Origin of the sequence: Xanthomonas sontii (genome assembly GCF_040529055.1) — a bacterium.
Taxonomy (GTDB): Bacteria; Pseudomonadota; Gammaproteobacteria; order Xanthomonadales; family Xanthomonadaceae; genus Xanthomonas_A; species Xanthomonas_A sontii.
The window spans coordinates 1,323,279-1,340,018 of record NZ_CP132342.1; the positions used below are offsets into that span (position 1 = coordinate 1,323,279).

Annotated in this window: 16 protein-coding genes; 9 read left to right on the forward strand and 7 right to left on the reverse strand. The window is 69.5% G+C overall.

Annotation, left to right across the window (positions count from 1 at the left end; translation table 11 throughout):
* Positions 1 to 29: 29 nt before the first annotated feature.
* On the reverse strand, positions 30 to 248 hold the full coding sequence (locus RAB70_RS05730; protein WP_010341612.1) for a twin transmembrane helix small protein: 219 nt from the start codon (positions 246 to 248) through the stop codon (positions 30 to 32).
* Positions 249 to 278: 30 nt separating this feature from the next.
* On the opposite strand from RAB70_RS05730, the gene RAB70_RS05735 reads away from it, so the two are divergent.
* The 5 genes from RAB70_RS05735 to RAB70_RS05755 all read left to right on the forward strand — a co-directional run bounded on the left by RAB70_RS05735 (position 279) and on the right by RAB70_RS05755 (position 5,517).
* On the forward strand, positions 279 to 1,037 hold the full coding sequence (locus RAB70_RS05735; protein ID WP_148829645.1) for an SURF1 family protein: 759 nt from the start codon (positions 279 to 281) through the stop codon (positions 1,035 to 1,037).
* A 27-nt stretch (positions 1,038 to 1,064) separates the two neighbouring features.
* A complete protein-coding gene (locus RAB70_RS05740) occupies positions 1,065 to 1,640 on the forward strand; it encodes a hypothetical protein (protein ID WP_148829646.1) in 576 nt (191 codons plus the stop codon).
* A 10-nt stretch (positions 1,641 to 1,650) separates the two neighbouring features.
* A complete protein-coding gene (locus RAB70_RS05745; protein WP_017914359.1) occupies positions 1,651 to 2,814 on the forward strand; it encodes a heme A synthase in 1,164 nt (387 codons plus the stop codon).
* The gene (gene cyoE, locus RAB70_RS05750; protein WP_017914360.1) at positions 2,811 to 3,704 is read left to right on the forward strand and encodes a heme o synthase; all 894 of its coding nucleotides are present in this window, start codon (positions 2,811 to 2,813) and stop codon (positions 3,702 to 3,704) included. The genes RAB70_RS05745 and cyoE overlap by 4 nt, the downstream gene beginning before the upstream one ends.
* An 88-nt stretch (positions 3,705 to 3,792) precedes the next feature.
* Positions 3,793 to 5,517 (forward strand): PAS domain-containing methyl-accepting chemotaxis protein, encoded by a 1,725-nt coding sequence (locus RAB70_RS05755; RefSeq protein ID WP_148829647.1) that lies wholly within the window; start codon positions 3,793 to 3,795, stop codon positions 5,515 to 5,517.
* Between the two features lie 168 nt (positions 5,518 to 5,685).
* On the opposite strand, the gene RAB70_RS05760 is transcribed toward RAB70_RS05755, so the two are convergent.
* Together RAB70_RS05760 and RAB70_RS05765 are read right to left on the reverse strand one after the other, a co-directional pair.
* A complete protein-coding gene (locus RAB70_RS05760) occupies positions 5,686 to 7,272 on the reverse strand; it encodes a thioredoxin family protein (RefSeq protein ID WP_148829648.1) in 1,587 nt (528 codons plus the stop codon).
* Positions 7,273 to 7,474: 202 nt separating this feature from the next.
* Positions 7,475 to 8,464, reverse strand: a complete 990-nt coding sequence (locus RAB70_RS05765) for a bile acid:sodium symporter family protein (RefSeq protein ID WP_148829649.1) — start codon at positions 8,462 to 8,464, stop codon at positions 7,475 to 7,477.
* 345 nt (positions 8,465 to 8,809) lie between these two features.
* Here RAB70_RS05765 and RAB70_RS05770 point away from each other — a divergent pair, with 345 nt between their 5' ends.
* A complete protein-coding gene (locus RAB70_RS05770) occupies positions 8,810 to 9,901 on the forward strand; it encodes a lipase family protein (RefSeq protein ID WP_225851696.1) in 1,092 nt (363 codons plus the stop codon).
* 75 nt (positions 9,902 to 9,976) lie between these two features.
* Here the strand turns inward: RAB70_RS05770 and dnaG are convergent, their stop codons facing one another.
* From dnaG to rpsU, 4 genes are all read right to left on the reverse strand, one after another.
* Entirely contained in the window at positions 9,977 to 11,719 is a 1,743-nt protein-coding gene (gene dnaG, locus RAB70_RS05775) for a DNA primase (RefSeq protein WP_148829650.1), read from the reverse strand.
* A gap of 71 nt (positions 11,720 to 11,790) precedes the next feature.
* Positions 11,791 to 12,705, reverse strand: a complete 915-nt coding sequence (locus tag RAB70_RS05780) for a YihY/virulence factor BrkB family protein (protein WP_017908625.1) — start codon at positions 12,703 to 12,705, stop codon at positions 11,791 to 11,793.
* A 141-nt stretch (positions 12,706 to 12,846) separates the two neighbouring features.
* The gene (locus RAB70_RS05785) at positions 12,847 to 13,293 is read right to left on the reverse strand and encodes a GatB/YqeY domain-containing protein (RefSeq protein ID WP_017912044.1); all 447 of its coding nucleotides are present in this window, start codon (positions 13,291 to 13,293) and stop codon (positions 12,847 to 12,849) included.
* Between the two features lie 252 nt (positions 13,294 to 13,545).
* Positions 13,546 to 13,761: a 30S ribosomal protein S21 gene (rpsU, locus tag RAB70_RS05790; RefSeq protein WP_003465342.1), complete on the reverse strand. Its 216-nt coding sequence runs from the start codon at positions 13,759 to 13,761 to the stop codon at positions 13,546 to 13,548.
* Positions 13,762 to 13,883: 122 nt separating this feature from the next.
* On the opposite strand from rpsU, the gene tsaD reads away from it, so the two are divergent.
* From tsaD to RAB70_RS05805, 3 genes are all read left to right on the forward strand, one after another.
* Positions 13,884 to 14,966 (forward strand): tRNA (adenosine(37)-N6)-threonylcarbamoyltransferase complex transferase subunit TsaD, encoded by a 1,083-nt coding sequence (gene tsaD / locus RAB70_RS05795; RefSeq protein WP_148829651.1) that lies wholly within the window; start codon positions 13,884 to 13,886, stop codon positions 14,964 to 14,966.
* A 70-nt stretch (positions 14,967 to 15,036) separates the two neighbouring features.
* Positions 15,037 to 15,390 (forward strand): dihydroneopterin aldolase, encoded by a 354-nt coding sequence (gene folB, locus RAB70_RS05800; protein WP_017908622.1) that lies wholly within the window; start codon positions 15,037 to 15,039, stop codon positions 15,388 to 15,390.
* Positions 15,387 to 16,706, forward strand: coding sequence for a mechanosensitive ion channel family protein (locus RAB70_RS05805; protein ID WP_017915483.1), 1,320 nt, complete (start codon positions 15,387 to 15,389; stop codon positions 16,704 to 16,706). The genes folB and RAB70_RS05805 overlap by 4 nt, the downstream gene beginning before the upstream one ends.
* Positions 16,707 to 16,740: the final 34 nt, after the last annotated feature.

Here is a 16,740-nt window from a genome sequence, read left to right on the forward strand (position 1 = left end):
TCTTTTCCCGATTCCCCATTCCCGGCTTCTCAGCGGCCAAGGCCGTGAGGCTTGATCACTCCCGTGTAGATGCCCAGGATCACCAGCAGGATCAGGCACACCGATAGGCCGATGCGCCAGGTCAACGCGTTCACCGTGCGCTTGCTCTGGCCGCGGTCCACCAACAGGTAGTACAGGCCGGCGCCCAGGTTCCACAGGATGAGCAGCAGGAACGCGACGATCAGCAAAGTCTTCAGCGAGTCGTTCATGGGCGTCTCGGCGCATGGTGTGTCCGCATTATGACCCTCGCCGCTGCCTCGCGCGTGGGTGCGCGCCGGCGCATGCCGCTGTGGCTGGGTTGGAGCGTAGCGGTGGCGGTGGCGCTGTGCTTTTGCATGCTCGGCCGCTGGCAGTTGCAGCGCATGCACGAGAAGCAGGCCTTGCTGGCGCAGGCGGCGCATGTGCGCGATCGTCCGCAGACGCTGGCCGATGCGCTGCGTGCGACGCCGCCACGACAGTTGCGCTGGGTGCATGGTGCCGGCCGCTTCCTGCCCGGGCAGATCCTGCTCGACAACCAGCTGCGGCAGGGCCGCAGCGGGGTCAAGGTGTACCAGCCGTTCCTGGCCGACGGCGCGGCGGCGCCGCTGCTGGTGGAACTGGGCTGGCTGCCGCTGCCGGCCGATCGCGCGCTGCCCGAGCCGGCGCCGCTGCAGGGCCGCTACACCGTGGCCGGCCTGCTCGGACCGGCACCGTCGCATGGGCTGGCCCTGGGTCCGGCGCTGGTGGCGGCGCCGTCGCCGCAGCGCTGGCTGGCGATGCGCATCGAGCCGGGAGCGATCGGCGAGGCGCTCGGCCGCCGCGACATTTTGTCGCAGGTGCTGCGCCTGGATCCGGCCCTGCCGCTGGGCTATCCGCGCGACCTGGACCTGCTGCCGAACACGCTGCCGCCCGAGCGCCACTTGGGTTACGCGGTGCAATGGTTCGGCCTGGCGCTGGCGGTGCTGGTCACCGCGGCGCTGCTCAGCTGGCGCGCGCGCAGGGGGCGGGGCGGGCGCTGAGCGCGCGCGCATGAGAAAATCCCCGGCATGAATGCTCCCACCCCGGCCCCGCGCCCGGCGGCCGCACGCGGCCGCTGGCCGCTGATCGTGTTGTTCGTCCTGTTCTTCGGCTCGATGCTGGTCGCCGGCGCGTTGCGCTTTTCCGGCTGGCAGCCGGCCGCCAGCCGCAACCACGGCGAACTGCTGCAGCCGCCGGCCGACCTGCGCGCGCTGCAGCCGCGGCTGGCCGACGGCCGCGTCTACGCCTGGGAGCCGCAGCGGCGGCTGTGGCGCATCGCGCTGGCGCCGCCGGCGGACTGCGGCAGCGCCTGCGAGGCGCTGGCGCGCGACCTGGACAAGGTCTGGCAGCTGTTCGGCCACGATGCCGACCACGTGCAGATCCTGTGGATCGGCACGCCGCCGGCCGCCGCCCAGGCCCTGCCGCAGGTGCAGGCGTTGCGCGCGGATCCGGCGCTGCTGGCGGCGCTCCCGCGGGTGCGCGATGCGGCCGGGGTGCCGGTCTACGTCATCGATCCGAACGGTTTCGTGGTGCTGCGCTATGCCCCCGGGTTCGACCCGGCCGGGTTGCGCGCGGACCTGGCGAAACTGCTGAAACTCCTGTGAGCCGCTTCCTATGACCTTGTTCGCGCGCCCGGCGCTGTTCCGGCATTTCCACCGCATGGCCTGGCTGGCGGCGCTGTTCACCGCCAGCACCATCATGTTCGGCTCGTTCGTGCGCCTGTCCGATGCGGGCATGAGCTGCCCGGACTGGCCGACCTGCTACGGGCGCATCACCTGGCCACAGACCAGTGCCGAAGCCGATACCCACGCCGCCAGCAAGATCCGGCCGCTGGAAACGCACAAGGCGTGGCGCGAGCAGATCCACCGCTTCCTGGCCGGTGCGCTGGGCGTGGAGGTGCTGGTGCTGTCGCTGCTGGCGGCGCGGCGGCGCCGGCTCGGCATCGCCCAGATCGTGACGGCGGCGGCGCTGGTGGCGCTGTCGATCCCGCTGTACATGTCCGGCTGGCCGGGGCTGGCGATGCTGGTGGCAGTCGGCGGCGAGGCGATCCTGCTGCTGGCGGCGCTGCGCTGGTCCAACGACGACCTGGCCCGTGCCGCGGTGCTGACCCTGTCGGTGGTGATCTTCCAGGCCCTGCTGGGCATGTGGACGGTGACCCTGCTGCTCAAGCCGATCGTGGTGATGGGGCATCTGCTGGGCGGCCTGCTGATGTTCTCGCTGCTGGTGTGGATGGCCTGGCGCGCCACCCACCTGCCGATCACCCTGGCCGATGCGCCACGCCTGAAGTGGCTGCTGCGCCTGGGCGTGGCGGTGCTGGTGCTGCAGATCGCGCTGGGCGGCTGGGTCAGCGCCAACTACGCGGCGCTGGCCTGCGGCGGCGGCAGCTGGTCGGCCGACAACTTCCCGCGCTGCGTCAGCCAGTGGTGGCCGCCGCACGATTTCCGCGAGGGCTTCACCCTGTGGCGCGGCATCGGCGTGGACTACGAAGGCGGCGTGCTCGACGGCGCGGCGCGCATCGCGATCCAGATGGCGCACCGGATGATGGCGATGGTGGTGGCGGCCTACCTGCTGTGGCTGAGCTGGCGCCTGAGCCGCACGCCGGGCATGCGCGGCTGGGCCGCGGCGCTGGCGCTGCTGCTGGTCGCGCAGGTGTGCCTGGGCATCCTCAACGTCAAGCTGGCGCTGCCCTTGCCGGTGGCGGTGCTGCACAACGCCGGCGCGGTGGCGCTGCTGTTCGTGCTGGTGTCGTTGCTGGCGCGCTTGCGGGCGCCGCAATGAGCGCGCATCGCGTCCACTGGCGCGACTACTGGGACCTGACCAAGCCCAAGGTCGTGGCGCTGATCGTGTTCACCGCCCTGGTCGGCATGTGCCTGGCGATCCCGGGGCTGCCGACCTGGGCGCAGGTGCGCACCGGCCTGCTCGGCTTCTTCGGCATCTGGCTGGCGGCCTCGGCGGCGGCGGCGATCAACCAGTTGCTGGACGCGCGCATCGATGCGCAGATGGCGCGCACCTCCTGGCGTCCGCTGGTGGTGGGCAAGGTGCTGCCGTGGCAGGTGCTGCTGTTCGCCACCGTGCTGACGGCGCTGTCGATGACCGTGCTGGTGGTGTGGGTCAACTGGATTACCGCGGTGCTGACCTTCGCCTCGCTGATCGGCTATGCGGTGATCTACACGGTGTTCCTCAAGCGCACCACGCCGCAGAACATCGTCATCGGCGGCCTGGCCGGCGCGGCGCCACCGCTGCTGGGCTGGGCCGCGATCACCGGCATGCAGGGCCAGTGGGACTGGGCCTATGCCTCGCTGCTGGTGCTGATCATCTTCGTGTGGACGCCGCCGCACTTCTGGGCATTGGCGATCTTCCGCCGCGCCGACTACGCCAAGGCCTCGATCCCGATGCTGCCGGTCACCCATGGCGTGGCGCATACCCGCCGGCAGATCCTGGTGTACACGGTGCTGCTGGTGGTGGTGACGCTGCTGCCGGTGGCGGTGGGCATGAGCGGGGTGTTCTACCTCGGCGGCACCCTGGTGCTGGACGCGGTGTTCCTCTGGTACGCCTGGCGCATGCTCGATCCGCCGGACGAGATGTTCTCGATGCGCATGTTCGGCTACTCCATCGTGTACCTGATGGCGCTGTTCGCGTTCCTGCTGGTCGATCACTGGATCGCCTGAACAGGTCGTTCAGTTTTCCGCTCAAGTGTTGCCGGTCGCGGTCGTTACCGGGCGAACGACCAAGATCGGCAAAGCCGCGGAGACATCCATGTGGGGCAAGAGCAAGCAAGACGCGGCGAAGCTGCAGGCACTGACCGAGCGCCTGCGCGAGGCCGAGGCCGAGCGTGACCGCGCCCGTGCGCAGGCCGACAGCGCCCTCGCCAATGTGGACGACATGCGCGTCCGTTTCGACCTGGTCACCAAGGCGACCACCGACGGCCTGTGGGAAATGCGGGTGATCGCCGGCGATCCGGTCAACCCCGCCAACGAATTCTGGTGGTCCTCGCAGTTCCGCGCGATGCTGGGCTTCTCCTCCGAGCTCGACTTCCCCAACGTGCTCGACAGTTGGGCCTCGCGCCTGCATCCGGACGACAAGCAGGCCACGCTGGACGCGTTCGCCAAGCACCTGGGCGACCGCAGCGGCCAGACCCCGTACGACGTGGACTACCGCCTGCAGCTGAAGAACGGTCAGTACCGCTGGTTCCGCGCGATCGGTACCACCCAGCGCGACGCCCAGGGCTTACCGCTGCGGGTGGCCGGCGCGCTCACCGACATCACCGAGCGGCGCGAGCGCGAGGCGTTCCTGGACATCGTGCTGACGCGCTTCGAGCTGGGCCAGCAGATGCTCAACGACGGCCTGTGGGACATGAGCGTGACCGCCGGCGATCCGATCAATCCGGCCAACGAGTTCTGGTGGTCGCCGCAGTTCCGCGCGTTGCTGGGCTTCGCCTCCGAGGCCGAGTTCCCCAACGTGCTCGACAGTTGGTCCTCGCGCCTGCATCCGGAGGACGCGGAATTCGCGCTCAATGCCTTCGCGTCGCATATCAACGACCGCACCGGCCGGACCGGCTTCGACATTCAGTATCGGATCAAGCTGAAGAGCGGTGAGTACCGCTGGGTCCACGCGCGCGGCCTGACCAAGCGCGCCGCCGACGGCACCCCGCTGCGTGCGGTCGGCGCGTTGCTGGACATCCATGCCACGCGTCAGCTCGGCGAGGCGGCGCACACGCTGCAGACCGCGGCCGCGGAGATGGTCGAGGACAACAACGATCTGGCCCGGCGTACCGAGCAGCAGGCTGCGGCGCTGGAAGAGGCGGCCAGCTCGATGGAGGAGATCACCGGCACCGTGCAGCGCAACGTCGAGCACGTCGGTCACGCCAACCGCCTGGTGGATGGTGCCAGCGACGTCGCCCAGCGCGGTGGCGAGGTGGTGCGCGACGTGGTGCAGACCATGGCCGGCATCGAGAGCGCCTCACGCAAGATCGCCGACATCATCAGCGTGATCGACGGCATCGCCTTCCAGACCAACATCCTGGCGCTGAACGCGGCGGTGGAAGCCGCGCGTGCCGGCGAGCAGGGCCGTGGTTTCGCCGTGGTCGCCACCGAAGTGCGCAGCCTGGCGCAGCGCTGCGCCGATGCGGCCAAGGAAGTGCGCGGCCTGATCGCCAGCTCCAGCGAGCAGGTCGATCGCGGTTCGGCGCTGGTCGCACGCGCCGGTGCCACCATGGAAGAACTGCTCGGCTCGGTGCGCGAGGTGCAGCGCATCATGACCGACATCGCCGGCGCCAGCCGCGAGCAGAGTGCCGGCATCGGCCAGGTCAACCAGATCGTGGTGCAGATGGACACCGCCACGCAGCAGAACGCGGCGCTGGTCGAAAAGATGGCCGAAGCGGCGCGCGCGCTGGAAAACCAGGCCAGCGGCCTGAACGCGCATACCGCCAAGGAGCAGCAGCGCGCGGCCAACCAGGCGGCGCCGGTGCGCGTGGCGGCCTGATCGGGAGCGGCCCAGCCCACGGCGCGTCTGCCGCGTCGTGGGCGTGAGGGGGGCTGTCGCGTCCTGCGACGCGGCAGATCCGCCGGGTCGGGAGCGGACAGCTGTGCAGGCACTGGCGGTCGCTCCCGGCGCAGTGCCCTGCCGTGGTGCGTGAGGCGCCTCTCGCGCTCACCCCAGCCAATGCTGGCAGCCGTCGCCCTCCTGGCTGCCGCAGCTCTGCTGCATCTTGTGCTGCAGCCGCGCGAGCACCGCGCTGCCGTCGTGGCCCTTGCTCCAGGCCTGCAGGGTCTTGGCCAGGGTGTCGAAACGCTGCCGGGTACGCTGGTGATAGCCGTCGGGCTGGCCGGCCAACTCCCCGATCACCTGTCCGGCGGCCGCCTCGATCGCGGCCGGATTGTCCGGCTGCAGCCGGACCAGCCCATCGACATAGAGCACGCCCCATTGCACGCGGGTGGCCGGGCCCTGCGCGCTCTCGTAGGCCTTCTTCAGCCAGAACAGCGCCGTCTGCTTGTCGCCGCGCGCCTCGGCCAGGCCGGCCAGTTCCGGCATGTAGTAGTACGGGGTCTTGCTGCGCTGAAGCTCGGCCAGCAGCAGTTGTTCGGCACCGGCGCTGTCGCCGGCGGCGTCCAGCAGGCCGGCGGCGCTGCTGATCGTGGACTGGCGTTCGTAGTCGGTCCTGGCGGCCTGCTCGGCCCAGTGCACGCGCTGCTGCACCTTGGCGGCCACCGCCGGCGGCAGCGGCGGATGCGGACCGTCGCCGGCCTCGGCCGGCTGGCCTTGCGCCAAGCGTGCCAGGGCGATGTCCGCGGCGGCGGTGTCCAGGCGATCGCTGATCGGCAGGCTGCTGTCGGCGTAGACCTGGTCCAGCGCATGGGTCAGCGCGGCCGACAGCGTGCTGCGCTCGGCGGCGTCGCTGGCCGCGGCCTGCACCAGCTCGCGCGCCGCATAGGTCAGCGTGCTGCGGTTGGCGCGCACCTCGGCCGGGTCGGCCAGCACCGCCTGCAGCAGCTCGCGGTCGGCGGCGCGGTGCTTGGCATCCACCTTGGCAGCCTTGGCCGGATCCTGCGCGGCCAGCGCCAGCAACGCGAAACGGCGCTGCAAGGCCGGCTGCGGCGCGGCCGCGGCAAGGCGCGTGAGCACGTCGGCCGCCTGACCCGGCTTGACCAGTTGGGCCGCATCCACCGCCCAGCCGTATTCGCCGAGCAGGGTCCAGTCGTCGGCGCTGAGCGTGGCCGGCGCTTTCAGCGCTTGCTGCAGCAACTGCGCCGAGGTGGTGGTGCGGGTCGCGGCCACGCGCAGGGCCTCGGCCAGGCGCACGGTATCGCTGTCGCCGGCCAGGCGGGTGATCTCGCTGCGGTCCGGGCGCAACACGATGATGGTCGGATAGCCCTTGATGCCGAAGCGTTCGCCCCAGGCCTGCGCGCCTTCCGAATCGCCATCCAGGTGCACCGCGACGAAGGCGCGGGTGCGGGCGATGAACGCCGGGTCCTTGAACAGCGTGGCCTTGAGCCGATTGCAGGGCGGGCACCAAGCCGCGCCCCAGTACAGCAGCACCGGCTTGTCGTGCTCGCGCGCTTCGGCGAAGGCGTCGTCGACGTCGCCCTCGCGCCAGGCGATGCCGGCGCTGTCGGCGGCAGGTGCCGCTGGGGCGGCCTTGGGTGCGGCAGGCGCGGGCGGTTGCTGGCAGGCGCTCAGCGCCAGCAGCGCGGCCAGGCTGGCGGAGATCGTCGCGGAACGGCGGAACATGCGTCTCATGGGGGCACCGGGAGGGGAGGGAGACACGGCGCCGGCCGTGCCGGCCGTCTACTGTACGCAGCCGTTGCCGTCATCGCTCATGCCGGCTGCGCATCTGCATATGTCGCCCGTGCAGGTGCTGCGCGGCGCATGACACGCGCTTGCGGCCCGCGTCGGCGCGGCGTGCCGGCCGGCGCCCGCGACCGCCCCTTGCCGTTCGCCGCTAGCCGGTCGCTTCTGCCTTCGCCGCGCGCGCGTAGCGTTGCGCGATCACCGCGCAGACGATCAGCTGGATCTGGTGGTAGATCATCACCGGCAACACGATCGCGCCGAGGCTGCCGCTGGCGAACAGTACCTTGGCCATCGGCACGCCGGTGGCCAGGCTCTTCTTGGAGCCGCAGAACACGATCGGAATCTCGTCCTCGCGGGAAAAGCCCAGGCGCCGTGCGCCGAAGGTGATCAACGCCATCGCCAGCGCCAGCAGCACCGCGCCGACCACGGCGACGCCGAGCAGCGCCGGCAGCGGCGTCTTGCGCCACAGGCCTTCGACCACCGCGGCGCTGAACGCGGTGTACACCACCAGCAGGATGGTGCTCTGGTCGGTGTAGCGCAGCACCGCGCGGCGGCGCTCGACCCAGCCGCCGATCCAGCGCTGCAGCAGATGGCCGGCGACGAACGGCACCAGCAGCTGCAGCATGATCTTGCCCATCGCCTCCAGCGGATTGGACATGGCGTTCTGCGCGTCGGTCAGCACGCCCATCAGCAGCGGCGTCAGGAACACCCCGAGCAGGCTCGACAGCGAGGCGCTGCACACCGCCGCCGGCACGTTGCCGCCGGCCATCGAGGTGAAGGCGATCGACGACTGCACCGTGGACGGCAGCGTGCACAGGAACAGCACACCGATGTACAGGTCCGGGGTCAGCAGCCAGTGCGACAGCGGCTTGAACAGCAGGCCCAGCAGCGGGAACAGGATGAAGGTGGCGGCGAAGATGGTCAGGTGCAGGCGCCAGTGCAATGCGCCGGCGACGATGGCCTCGCGCGACAGCCGCGCGCCATGCAGGAAGAACAGCGCGGCGATCGCCAGATCGGTGACCACGTCCATCACCGACGCCGCGCGCCCCTGCACCGGCAGCAGCGAGGCCAGCAGCACCGTGCACAGCAGCGCCAGGGTGAAGGGTTCGATGCGCAGGCGCGCAAGCCAGGACTTGATCATCGGGGAAGGTCGAGCGGGGGAGTCGTGCATTTTAGGAAGCCTGGCGCCCGCACGCGAATCCGGACGCACGGCGTAGACAACTCGCAGACATGTTGCGGTGACGGCCGTTTCCGGCGGATGCGCGCATCGGTGGCTTGCTAGATTGCCTTTGCCCGTCCGAGTGGGGGAGCGCGTCGGGCACGATGGCGCGCCACGCGTGCGCCATCGCCTCCCGCTTCTCCAGGGATCAGGAGCACGCACATGCAATACGATCAGTACCAGACCGTGTTTGCGCTTTCGAGCTTGGCCAATTGAGTGGGGACGCGGACCGGAATCGCCCCAGCACTGCAGTCCGATTATCAGCGCATGTTGCTGGACACCCTGAAGTCGGCGCCAGCGCAGCAGAAGATCGGGACCTGGGAACTGGTCTGGGGGCCGCAGGTGTGGCAGGGGCAACACTCCGATCTTTCTGACAATGCAATGTTCGTCGCCAAGTGCGCGGACATGCCTGGCTTTTCGACCGCCGTCTATGTGGTGGCGATCTGCGCCACCAACCCGAAGTCTCCCTACGATTGGTTGGTCGAGGATTTCGATGTCGCTTCGGTGGTCGACTTCGCCACCTACGATCCTTTGGCAAGCGCTGCGCCGACAAGGGCATCCAAGCCGATCCCGCAGGATGCCGCGGTCATCTCGATGGGCACGGCACTGGGCGTATGGCATCTGCTCACTATGGTGAGTCCAGACACTGCCATGGCGCCAAAGACGACCTTGTGCAGCTTCCTGCAGAGCAACGCGAGCAACGATGCCACGGTGATCTTCGCCGGGCACAGCCTCGGTGGCGCGTTGTCGCCGACCACCGCGGCCTGGCTCAAGCAGGCGGGCAAGTTCGATGGATACAACGCGGTGTACTGCTATCCCACCGCAGGAGCTACGCCAGGTAACGCTGCGTTCGCCAGTCTCTACGCGCAGCTGTTACCGCCCACGCCGGCCAACGGTTACCAGGCATGGAACCGCGATATGTGGAATACCCTGGACGCGGTGCCGCACGCGTGGGTCATTGCCATGCTTCGGCAGATCAAGACGCTCTACGACAACAAGCCCATCTCGGATGTCGATCTGGCGGTGAATGCAGCCATCGTGCAAGCATGGGCGTCGGGTGTGGCCTACACGCAGATTGCCAATCAGCCGCTGGCCGGAACGCCGAGCGGTAGTCCTTCGACCGACCTGAAGACGTTCCTGCAGCAGGTGGCGTTCCAGCACACCAAGGCTTACGAGGCGCTGATCGCGAACTGGCTGCAGCCGGTATTTCCGCCCGGTGCCACGCCGCAGACGCTGCCGCTGGATGCAGATGCGCTGCTGGATGCGCTGGTCGCGCGTATCGAAGCCAAGGGGGCGGAGTGGGAGAAGCTGGAGGCGGACGCGATAGCGGCGTTGGCGCGCGCAGAAACGTCGGCATAGTTCTGACGGGGTGGGGTCAGAGCTGGCGGTCCGGCATACGGATCGCCGCCATTTCGGACGTCCGCGCGCATTGCGTCAATGCAGCCCCGCGCGCGCCTTCAACAGCTCCCGCAGCTCGTACTTGTCGGTCTCGTCCAAACCTTGCGCGCGCTGCTTGGCCTGCAGTTCGTCCAGGCGCTGCTGCAGCGTCTGCTTTTCCAGCTGCACGACCACGTCGTGCAGTTCCTGGCGCCAGCTGGCGGTCTCGCCGGCGATCTCCTGCACCGCCAGCTTCTGCAGTGCGGCCAGTTCCTCGCGTTCGTGGAAGTGTTCGAGCAGGGCGCCGGTGGTGATCTCCGGGCGCGTATGCACGATCTGCAGCAGTTCGATCATCAGCTCGATGCCGGGCAGGCGCAGGCCGGCGAACGGGTAGGGCGGCGGCAGGTCCAGCGCCAGCGACGGCGCCTGCAGCAGGCGCACGATCCCCTCGCGGACCAGGCTGCGCTTGTGCGCCGGGCGCGGCGCGCGCGGCGGCGGCCGGCTCGCCGCGGCCGTGGCGACTGCCGGTGCGGCGGCGCCGATGCCGGTGAGTTCGGCCAGGCGCTGGCGCATCAGGTCGCCGAAGGCGCCGTCGGGAATCTGCGCCAGCATCGGCCGCGCGCGTTCGGCCAGGCGCGCCTTGCCGTCGAGCGTGCCGAGGTTGATCTCGCGCGAGAGTTCGTCGAAGAAGAACTGCGACAGCGGCGTGGCCTGGACCAGGCGCGCGTCGAAGGCCGCGGCGCCTTCCTTGCGCACGATGGTGTCCGGATCCTCGCCATCGGGCAGGAACAGGAAGAACGCCTGGCGTCCGTCCTTCATCCGCGGCAGCACCGATTCCAGCGCCTTCCAGCCGGCGCGGCGGCCGGCGGCGTCGCCGTCGAAGCAGAAGAACACGTCCGGCGCGTTGCGGAACAGCAGTTCGGCATGGTCCGGCGTGGTCGCGGTGCCCAGTGTCGCCACCGCCTGGGTGACGCCGAACTGGAACAGCGAGACCACGTCCATGTAACCCTCGACCACGATCAGCCGCTCGATCTTCTGGTTGGCCTGGCGCACCTGCCACAGGCCGTACAGTTCCCGGCCCTTGTGGAACAGCGCGGTCTCCGGCGAGTTCAGGTACTTGGGGCCGTCGTCCTTGTCGAGCACGCGGCCGCCGAAGGCGATGACCCGGCCGCGGCGGTCGAAGATCGGGAACATCACCCGGTCGCGGAACTTGTCGTAGACGTGGCCGCGGTCGTTCTTGGAGAACAGCCCGGCGCGGTCGAGCAGCTTGAGCCGGCGTTCGTCGGTGCCCAATGCGTCCTTCAGCGCGCTGTAGCCGTCCGGGGCGTAGCCGATCTGGAAGCGCGCGCGGTTCTCCGCGTCCACGCCGCGGCCGTCCAGGTAGGCGCGCGCCTTCTCGCTGCCGTCGAACTGGCGCTGGAAGAACTTGGCCGCCGCTTCCAGCGCGGAGTACAGGTCGCGATGGTCGTCGCCGGCGGCCTGGGCGGCACCGCGCTGCTGGGCGTCGCGCGGGATCTCCATGCCGGCGCGCTTGGCCAGCTCGTCGACCGCGTCGAGGAATTCGAGGCGGTCGTAGTTCATCAGGAAGCTGATCGCGGTGCCGTGCGCGCCGCAGCCGAAGCAGTGGTAGAACTGCTTGGTCGGCGACACCGTGAACGAGGCCGAGCGCTCGTCGTGGAACGGGCAGCGCGCCGCGTACTCCTTGCCCTGGCGCTTCAGCGGCACGCGCGTGCCGATCACCTCGACGATGTCGGTGCGTGCGAGCAGGTCGTCGATGAATGCGTCGGGGATGCGGGCCATCCGCATAGGATGCCACGCGCGTGCGCCGTCACGCTGGCCGCGCGGCCTGCGTGTGGTTCAGCGCCGTGCGGTCAGGGCGTCGGCGGTGCCTGCGCAGCGCTGCGCGGGTCGATCCCGGCCGCGACGAGCTTGCTGTGCGAGCGCAGCCGCTCGTCGATCACCGCGGTGATCAGCGCGCCGACGAAGAACACCACGGTGGCGTAGTAGATCCACACCAGCAGGATCACCAGCGCGCCCATCGAGCCGTAGGCGCTGCCGGGCGCGGCGGTGGCGATGTACAGGCCGATCGCGTAGCGCCCGGCCACGAACAGGCAGGCGGTGATCGCGCCGCCGATGATGGCCTGGCGCCATTCCACGCGGCGGTCGGGCAGGTAGTGATAGAGCACGGCGAAGGCCAGCACGTAGATCGCCAGGGTCGAGACGTAGCCGACCGCCGGCAGCACCGACGGCATCCGCGCGAACACCACCTGCAGCACGGTGGTCAGGATCATCGAGATCAGCAGCAGGAAGCCCAGCGCGAATACCACGCCGAAGGAGAACACGCGCTTCTTCAGCCAGGCCATGAGGCCGTCCAGGCGCTGCTTGTCGGTGCGGAAGATCAGGTTCAGCGCGTTCTGCAACTGCGCGAACACCGCGGTGGCGCCGACGAACAGCAACAGGGTGCTCCACAGCCCCGCCAGCGAGCCCACGCTGGGCTGGTTCTTGGCGTTGTCGATCACCGTCTGCGCGACCTCGCGCGCGCCGTGCCCGGCCAGTTGCCCGATCTGCGCGATCAACGCCTCCTGCGCCTGCGGATACAGCGAGGCGGTGAGCCACAGCAGCAGCACCAGCAGCGGCGCCAGCGACAGCAGCGCGTAGAACGACAGCGACGCCGCCTGGGTCATCACGTCGATCTCGACGAAGCGCCGCACCAGCGCGGCCGGCAGGCTCTGCTGCAGGCGGTCGAGATGTTTGTGCAGGCGATCGGACGACAGGGGCATGGACATGGGCGCGTGACCTTCGGTGCGCGGCGTCGCAACGCCGGTCCCGCACTGCGCGCAGAAGGGGGCGCGGGCTTGCCGGCGTTGTAGCAGCCCGTCGCCGAAAGGCGGGTGAAGCCCGCCGCGCGCGCTAACGCATCGGTGCGGTCAGCCGGCCAACTGCTGCTTGACCAGCACCGAGACCTGGCCCATGTCGGCCTTGCCCGCGAGCATCGGCTTGAGCACGGCCATCAGCTTGCCCATGTCGGCCGGGCTGGCGGCGCCGGTCTGCGCCTTCGCCGCCTGGATCGCGGCGACGATCTCGGCCTCGCCCATCTTGCTCGGCAGGTAGCGCTCGATCACCACGATCTCCTCGCGCTCCACCTGGGCCAGGTCGTCGCGGCCGGCGGCCTCGTACTGGCTCACCGAGTCCTTGCGCTGCTTGACCATCTTGTCCATCACCGCGATCACCGCGGCGTCGTCCATCTCCACGCGCTCGTCCACTTCCTTCTGCTTGATCGCGGCGTTGATCAGCCGGATCACGCCCAGGCTGTGCTTGTCGCCGGACTTCATCGCGGCCTTCATGTCGTCGGTGAGCTGCTGCTTGAGGGTCATGAGGGGCTCCACAGGGAAGAGAAAAGGGGGGAAGGGCATTCTAGGCAAGCGCGCTGGCGCTGGCCGTGGCCGTGGCCGAGGCGGCACGCGGGTGCCGAGGGACAGGGATGGGACCGATGCCCGCGCGGGGCGGAGCGCCTGGCCAAGACGGAAGACGCACAAAAAGCCGGCGACGCTTGCGCGTGCCGGCTTCGTGGGCTTACCGTAGCGGATGCCGAAACCGGCACATCCCGCTACCGCAGGCCGCGATCCTCAGTACAGACGCTGGCGCTTGGTGACGTCGCGCGAGGTGCGACGCAGCTGGCGCTTCACCGCGGCAGCGGCCTTGCGCTTGCGTTCCTGGGTCGGCTTTTCGTAGAACTCGCGCTTGCGGGTTTCGGCCAGCACGCCGGCCTTTTCGCAGGTGCGCTTGAAGCGACGGAGCGCAAACTCGAAGGGCTCGTTCTCGCGGACTTTAACGCTGGGCATGGAATCTCCGGGACACAATGGTGACCGGGTCAGGCCCGGCGAGCCGCACATTATAGCGACAGATTTCGCGGCTGCAAGCACCCCGTTTGGCCTGCCGCCGATTCGGCCGCACAATGCACCCCATGAACGTGCTCGGCATCGAATCCAGTTGCGACGAAACCGGCGTCGCCGTCTACGACACCACTCGCTCCGGGGCGGCCGCGCTGCGTGCGCATGCGCTGTACAGCCAGATCGCCCTGCACGCCGAGTACGGCGGGGTGGTGCCGGAGCTGGCCAGCCGCGACCACGTGCGCAAGCTGCTGCCGCTGATCCGCCAGACCCTGGCCGAGGCCGGCCTGCAGGTGCGCGACCTGGACGGGGTGGCCTATACCGCCGGCCCGGGCCTGGTCGGCGCGCTGCTGGTCGGTGCCGGCGTGGCCCGCGCCCTGGCCTGGGCGCTGGAGGTGCCGGCGATCGGCGTGCACCACATGGAAGGCCACCTGCTGGCGCCGTTGATGGAGGATCCGGACCCGGTGCACGGCGCGCCGGCGCCGCCGTTCGTGGCGCTGCTGGTCTCCGGCGGCCACACCCAGCTGATCGCGGTGGAGGCCATCGGCCGCTACCGCCTGCTCGGCGAGACCCTGGACGACGCCGCCGGCGAGGCCTTCGACAAGACCGCCAAGCTGATGGGGCTGCCGTATCCGGGCGGCCCGCAACTGGCGGCGCTGGCCACGCAGGGCACCTCGGGGCGCTTCCGCTTCGCCCGGCCGATGACCGACCGGCCCGGCCTGGACTTCAGCTTTTCCGGGCTCAAGACCCAGGTGCTGCTGGCCTGGCGCGACAGCGACCAGTCCGACGCGGTGCGCGCCGACATCGCCCGCGGCTTCGAGGACGCGGTGGTGGACACGCTGGCGATCAAGTGCGAGCGCGCGCTGGAGGCGGCCGGCAGCGACACCATCGTGGTCGCCGGCGGCGTCGGCGCCAATCTGCGCCTGCGCGCCAAGCTGCAGGCGATGGCGCAGGCCCGCGGCGGCCGTGCCTGCTTCCCGCGCCCGGCGCTGTGCACCGACAACGGCGCGATGATCGCCTTCGCTGGCGCCCTGCGCCTGCAGGCCGGCCTGCACGACACCGCGTCCGCGGTGCAGGTGACGCCGCGCTGGGACATGGCGGACTTGCCGCCATTGGCGGCAAGTCGAGAATCGGGAATGGAGAATCGGGAATCGTGAGCGGCTCACGCGCCGCTTTTGCCTCTGCTCTTACCATTCCCCACTCCCTATTCCCCATTCCCCGCTCCCCATGGATAAAGTCTTCATCGAAGGTCTGGAAATCGACGCGCTGATCGGCATCTACGATTGGGAGCGGCGGATCCGGCAGACGCTGCGCTTCGATCTGGAAATGGGCTTCGACAACCGCAAGCCCGCGGCCAGCGACGACATCGCCGACACGCTCAACTACAAGGCGGTGAGCAAGCGCCTGGTGGAACTGGTCGAGCAGTCCGGCTACGGGCTGGTGGAAACCCTGGCCGAGCGCTGCGCGGAAGCGGTGTTGCATGAATTCGACGTGCAGTGGCTGCGGCTGAAGCTGAGCAAGCCGGGCGCGGTGCGCGGAGCGCAGGCAGTGGGGGTCATCATCGAGCGCAGCCGCGCATGAGCACGCAGGCATCGCTGCCATTCGCCAGCGCCGCGCCGGCGGCGCTGCCCGGCGCACGTTTCTTCGCCGACCTGCAGCACACCCTGGCGCCGTATCCCTGGGCCTACGACGCGATGGTGATCGTGGCGCTGCTGCTGGCGGCGTGGCTGGCCAACTGGGTGACCAAGCGGATCCTGCTGCGCGGGCTGCGGCGGGTGCTGCGCGCCACCGTGCTCAGCGACAAGGAAGTGAAGCTGAGCGTGATCCCGCGCCTGGCCAACGTGATCCCGGCGCTGGTGCTGTCGCTGGGCATCGGCGCGGTGCCGCACCTGCCGGCGGCGATGGTCAGCGTGGTGCGCAACGTCTGCGCCGCCTTCATCGTGCTGACCGTGGCGCTGGCCCTGTCGCGGGTGCTGGATCTGCTCAACCACGTCTACGAGCGGCGCCCGGATGCGCACAACAAGCCGATCAAGGGCTACATGCAGTTGCTCAAGATCGTGCTCGGCGTGGTCGCGGCGGTGCTGATGGTGTCGGTGCTGGTCGACAAGTCGCCGGTGATCCTGCTGTCGGGCGTGGGCGCGATGATGGCGGTGCTGATCCTGGTGTTCCAGGACACCCTGCTGTCGCTGGTGGCCAGCGTCACCATCAGTTCCAACGACATGGTCCGCGTCGGCGACTGGATCGAGATGCCGCAGCAGAACGCCGACGGCGACGTGATCGACATCGCGCTGCATACGGTCAAGGTCCAGAACTGGGACAAGACCATCACCACCATCCCGACCAAGAAGCTGATCAGCGACTCGTTCAAGAACTGGCGCGGGATGAGCGAGGCCGGCGGGCGCCGGATCAAGCGCGCGCTATATCTGGACCAGCACAGTGTGCGCTTCCTCGACGCTGCCGAGATCGAGCAGATGCGGCAGTTGACCGTGCTGCGCGAGTACATCGACCGCAAGCGCGACGAACTCGGCGCGTGGAACGGGGCGCTGGCCGAACGTGGGGTGGCGCCGATCAACGGCCGCCGGATCACCAACCTCGGCACCTTCCGCGCCTACGTCGAACATTACCTGCGCGCCAGCCCGCACGTGCGCCAGGACATGACCCTGCTGGTGCGGCAGCTGGAACCCGGCGCCAACGGCCTGCCGCTGGAGCTGTACTGCTTCGCCAACGACACCCGCTGGGCGATGTACGAGCAGATCCAGGCGGACCTGTTCGATCACCTGCTGGCGATCCTGCCCAATTTCGACCTGCGCGTGTTCCAGGCTTCCAGCGACGCGATGTTCATGGACAGCGCGCGGATCCGCCGCGCCCCGGACGCCGTGCCGCCGCCGGCGGCTTGACGGCTGTCACGTCTGCGGGCATGTTGCGGGACAA

Excerpts from the sequence above, each read along its gene's own strand:
- RAB70_RS05780 (WP_017908625.1), bottom strand. The coding sequence starts at position 12,705 with ATGTCCATGCCCCTGTCGTCCGATCGCCTGCACAAACATCTCGACCGC.
- RAB70_RS05730 (WP_010341612.1), bottom strand. The coding sequence starts at position 248 with ATGAACGACTCGCTGAAGACTTTGCTGATCGTCGCGTTCCTGCTGCTC.
- RAB70_RS05765 (WP_148829649.1), bottom strand. The coding sequence starts at position 8,464 with ATGATCAAGTCCTGGCTTGCGCGCCTGCGCATCGAACCCTTCACCCTG.
- folB (WP_017908622.1), top strand. The coding sequence starts at position 15,037 with ATGGATAAAGTCTTCATCGAAGGTCTGGAAATCGACGCGCTGATCGGC.
- RAB70_RS05745 (WP_017914359.1), top strand. The coding sequence starts at position 1,651 with ATGACCTTGTTCGCGCGCCCGGCGCTGTTCCGGCATTTCCACCGCATG.
- RAB70_RS05740 (WP_148829646.1), top strand. The coding sequence starts at position 1,065 with ATGAATGCTCCCACCCCGGCCCCGCGCCCGGCGGCCGCACGCGGCCGC.
- dnaG (WP_148829650.1), bottom strand. The coding sequence starts at position 11,719 with ATGGCCCGCATCCCCGACGCATTCATCGACGACCTGCTCGCACGCACC.
- RAB70_RS05770 (WP_225851696.1), top strand. The coding sequence starts at position 8,810 with ATGTTGCTGGACACCCTGAAGTCGGCGCCAGCGCAGCAGAAGATCGGG.
- RAB70_RS05755 (WP_148829647.1), top strand. The coding sequence starts at position 3,793 with ATGTGGGGCAAGAGCAAGCAAGACGCGGCGAAGCTGCAGGCACTGACC.
- RAB70_RS05760 (WP_148829648.1), bottom strand. The coding sequence starts at position 7,272 with ATGAGACGCATGTTCCGCCGTTCCGCGACGATCTCCGCCAGCCTGGCC.
- tsaD (WP_148829651.1), top strand. The coding sequence starts at position 13,884 with ATGAACGTGCTCGGCATCGAATCCAGTTGCGACGAAACCGGCGTCGCC.
- RAB70_RS05785 (WP_017912044.1), bottom strand. The coding sequence starts at position 13,293 with ATGACCCTCAAGCAGCAGCTCACCGACGACATGAAGGCCGCGATGAAG.
- RAB70_RS05805 (WP_017915483.1), top strand. The coding sequence starts at position 15,387 with ATGAGCACGCAGGCATCGCTGCCATTCGCCAGCGCCGCGCCGGCGGCG.
- cyoE (WP_017914360.1), top strand. The coding sequence starts at position 2,811 with ATGAGCGCGCATCGCGTCCACTGGCGCGACTACTGGGACCTGACCAAG.
- rpsU (WP_003465342.1), bottom strand. The coding sequence starts at position 13,761 with ATGCCCAGCGTTAAAGTCCGCGAGAACGAGCCCTTCGAGTTTGCGCTC.
- RAB70_RS05735 (WP_148829645.1), top strand. The coding sequence starts at position 279 with ATGACCCTCGCCGCTGCCTCGCGCGTGGGTGCGCGCCGGCGCATGCCG.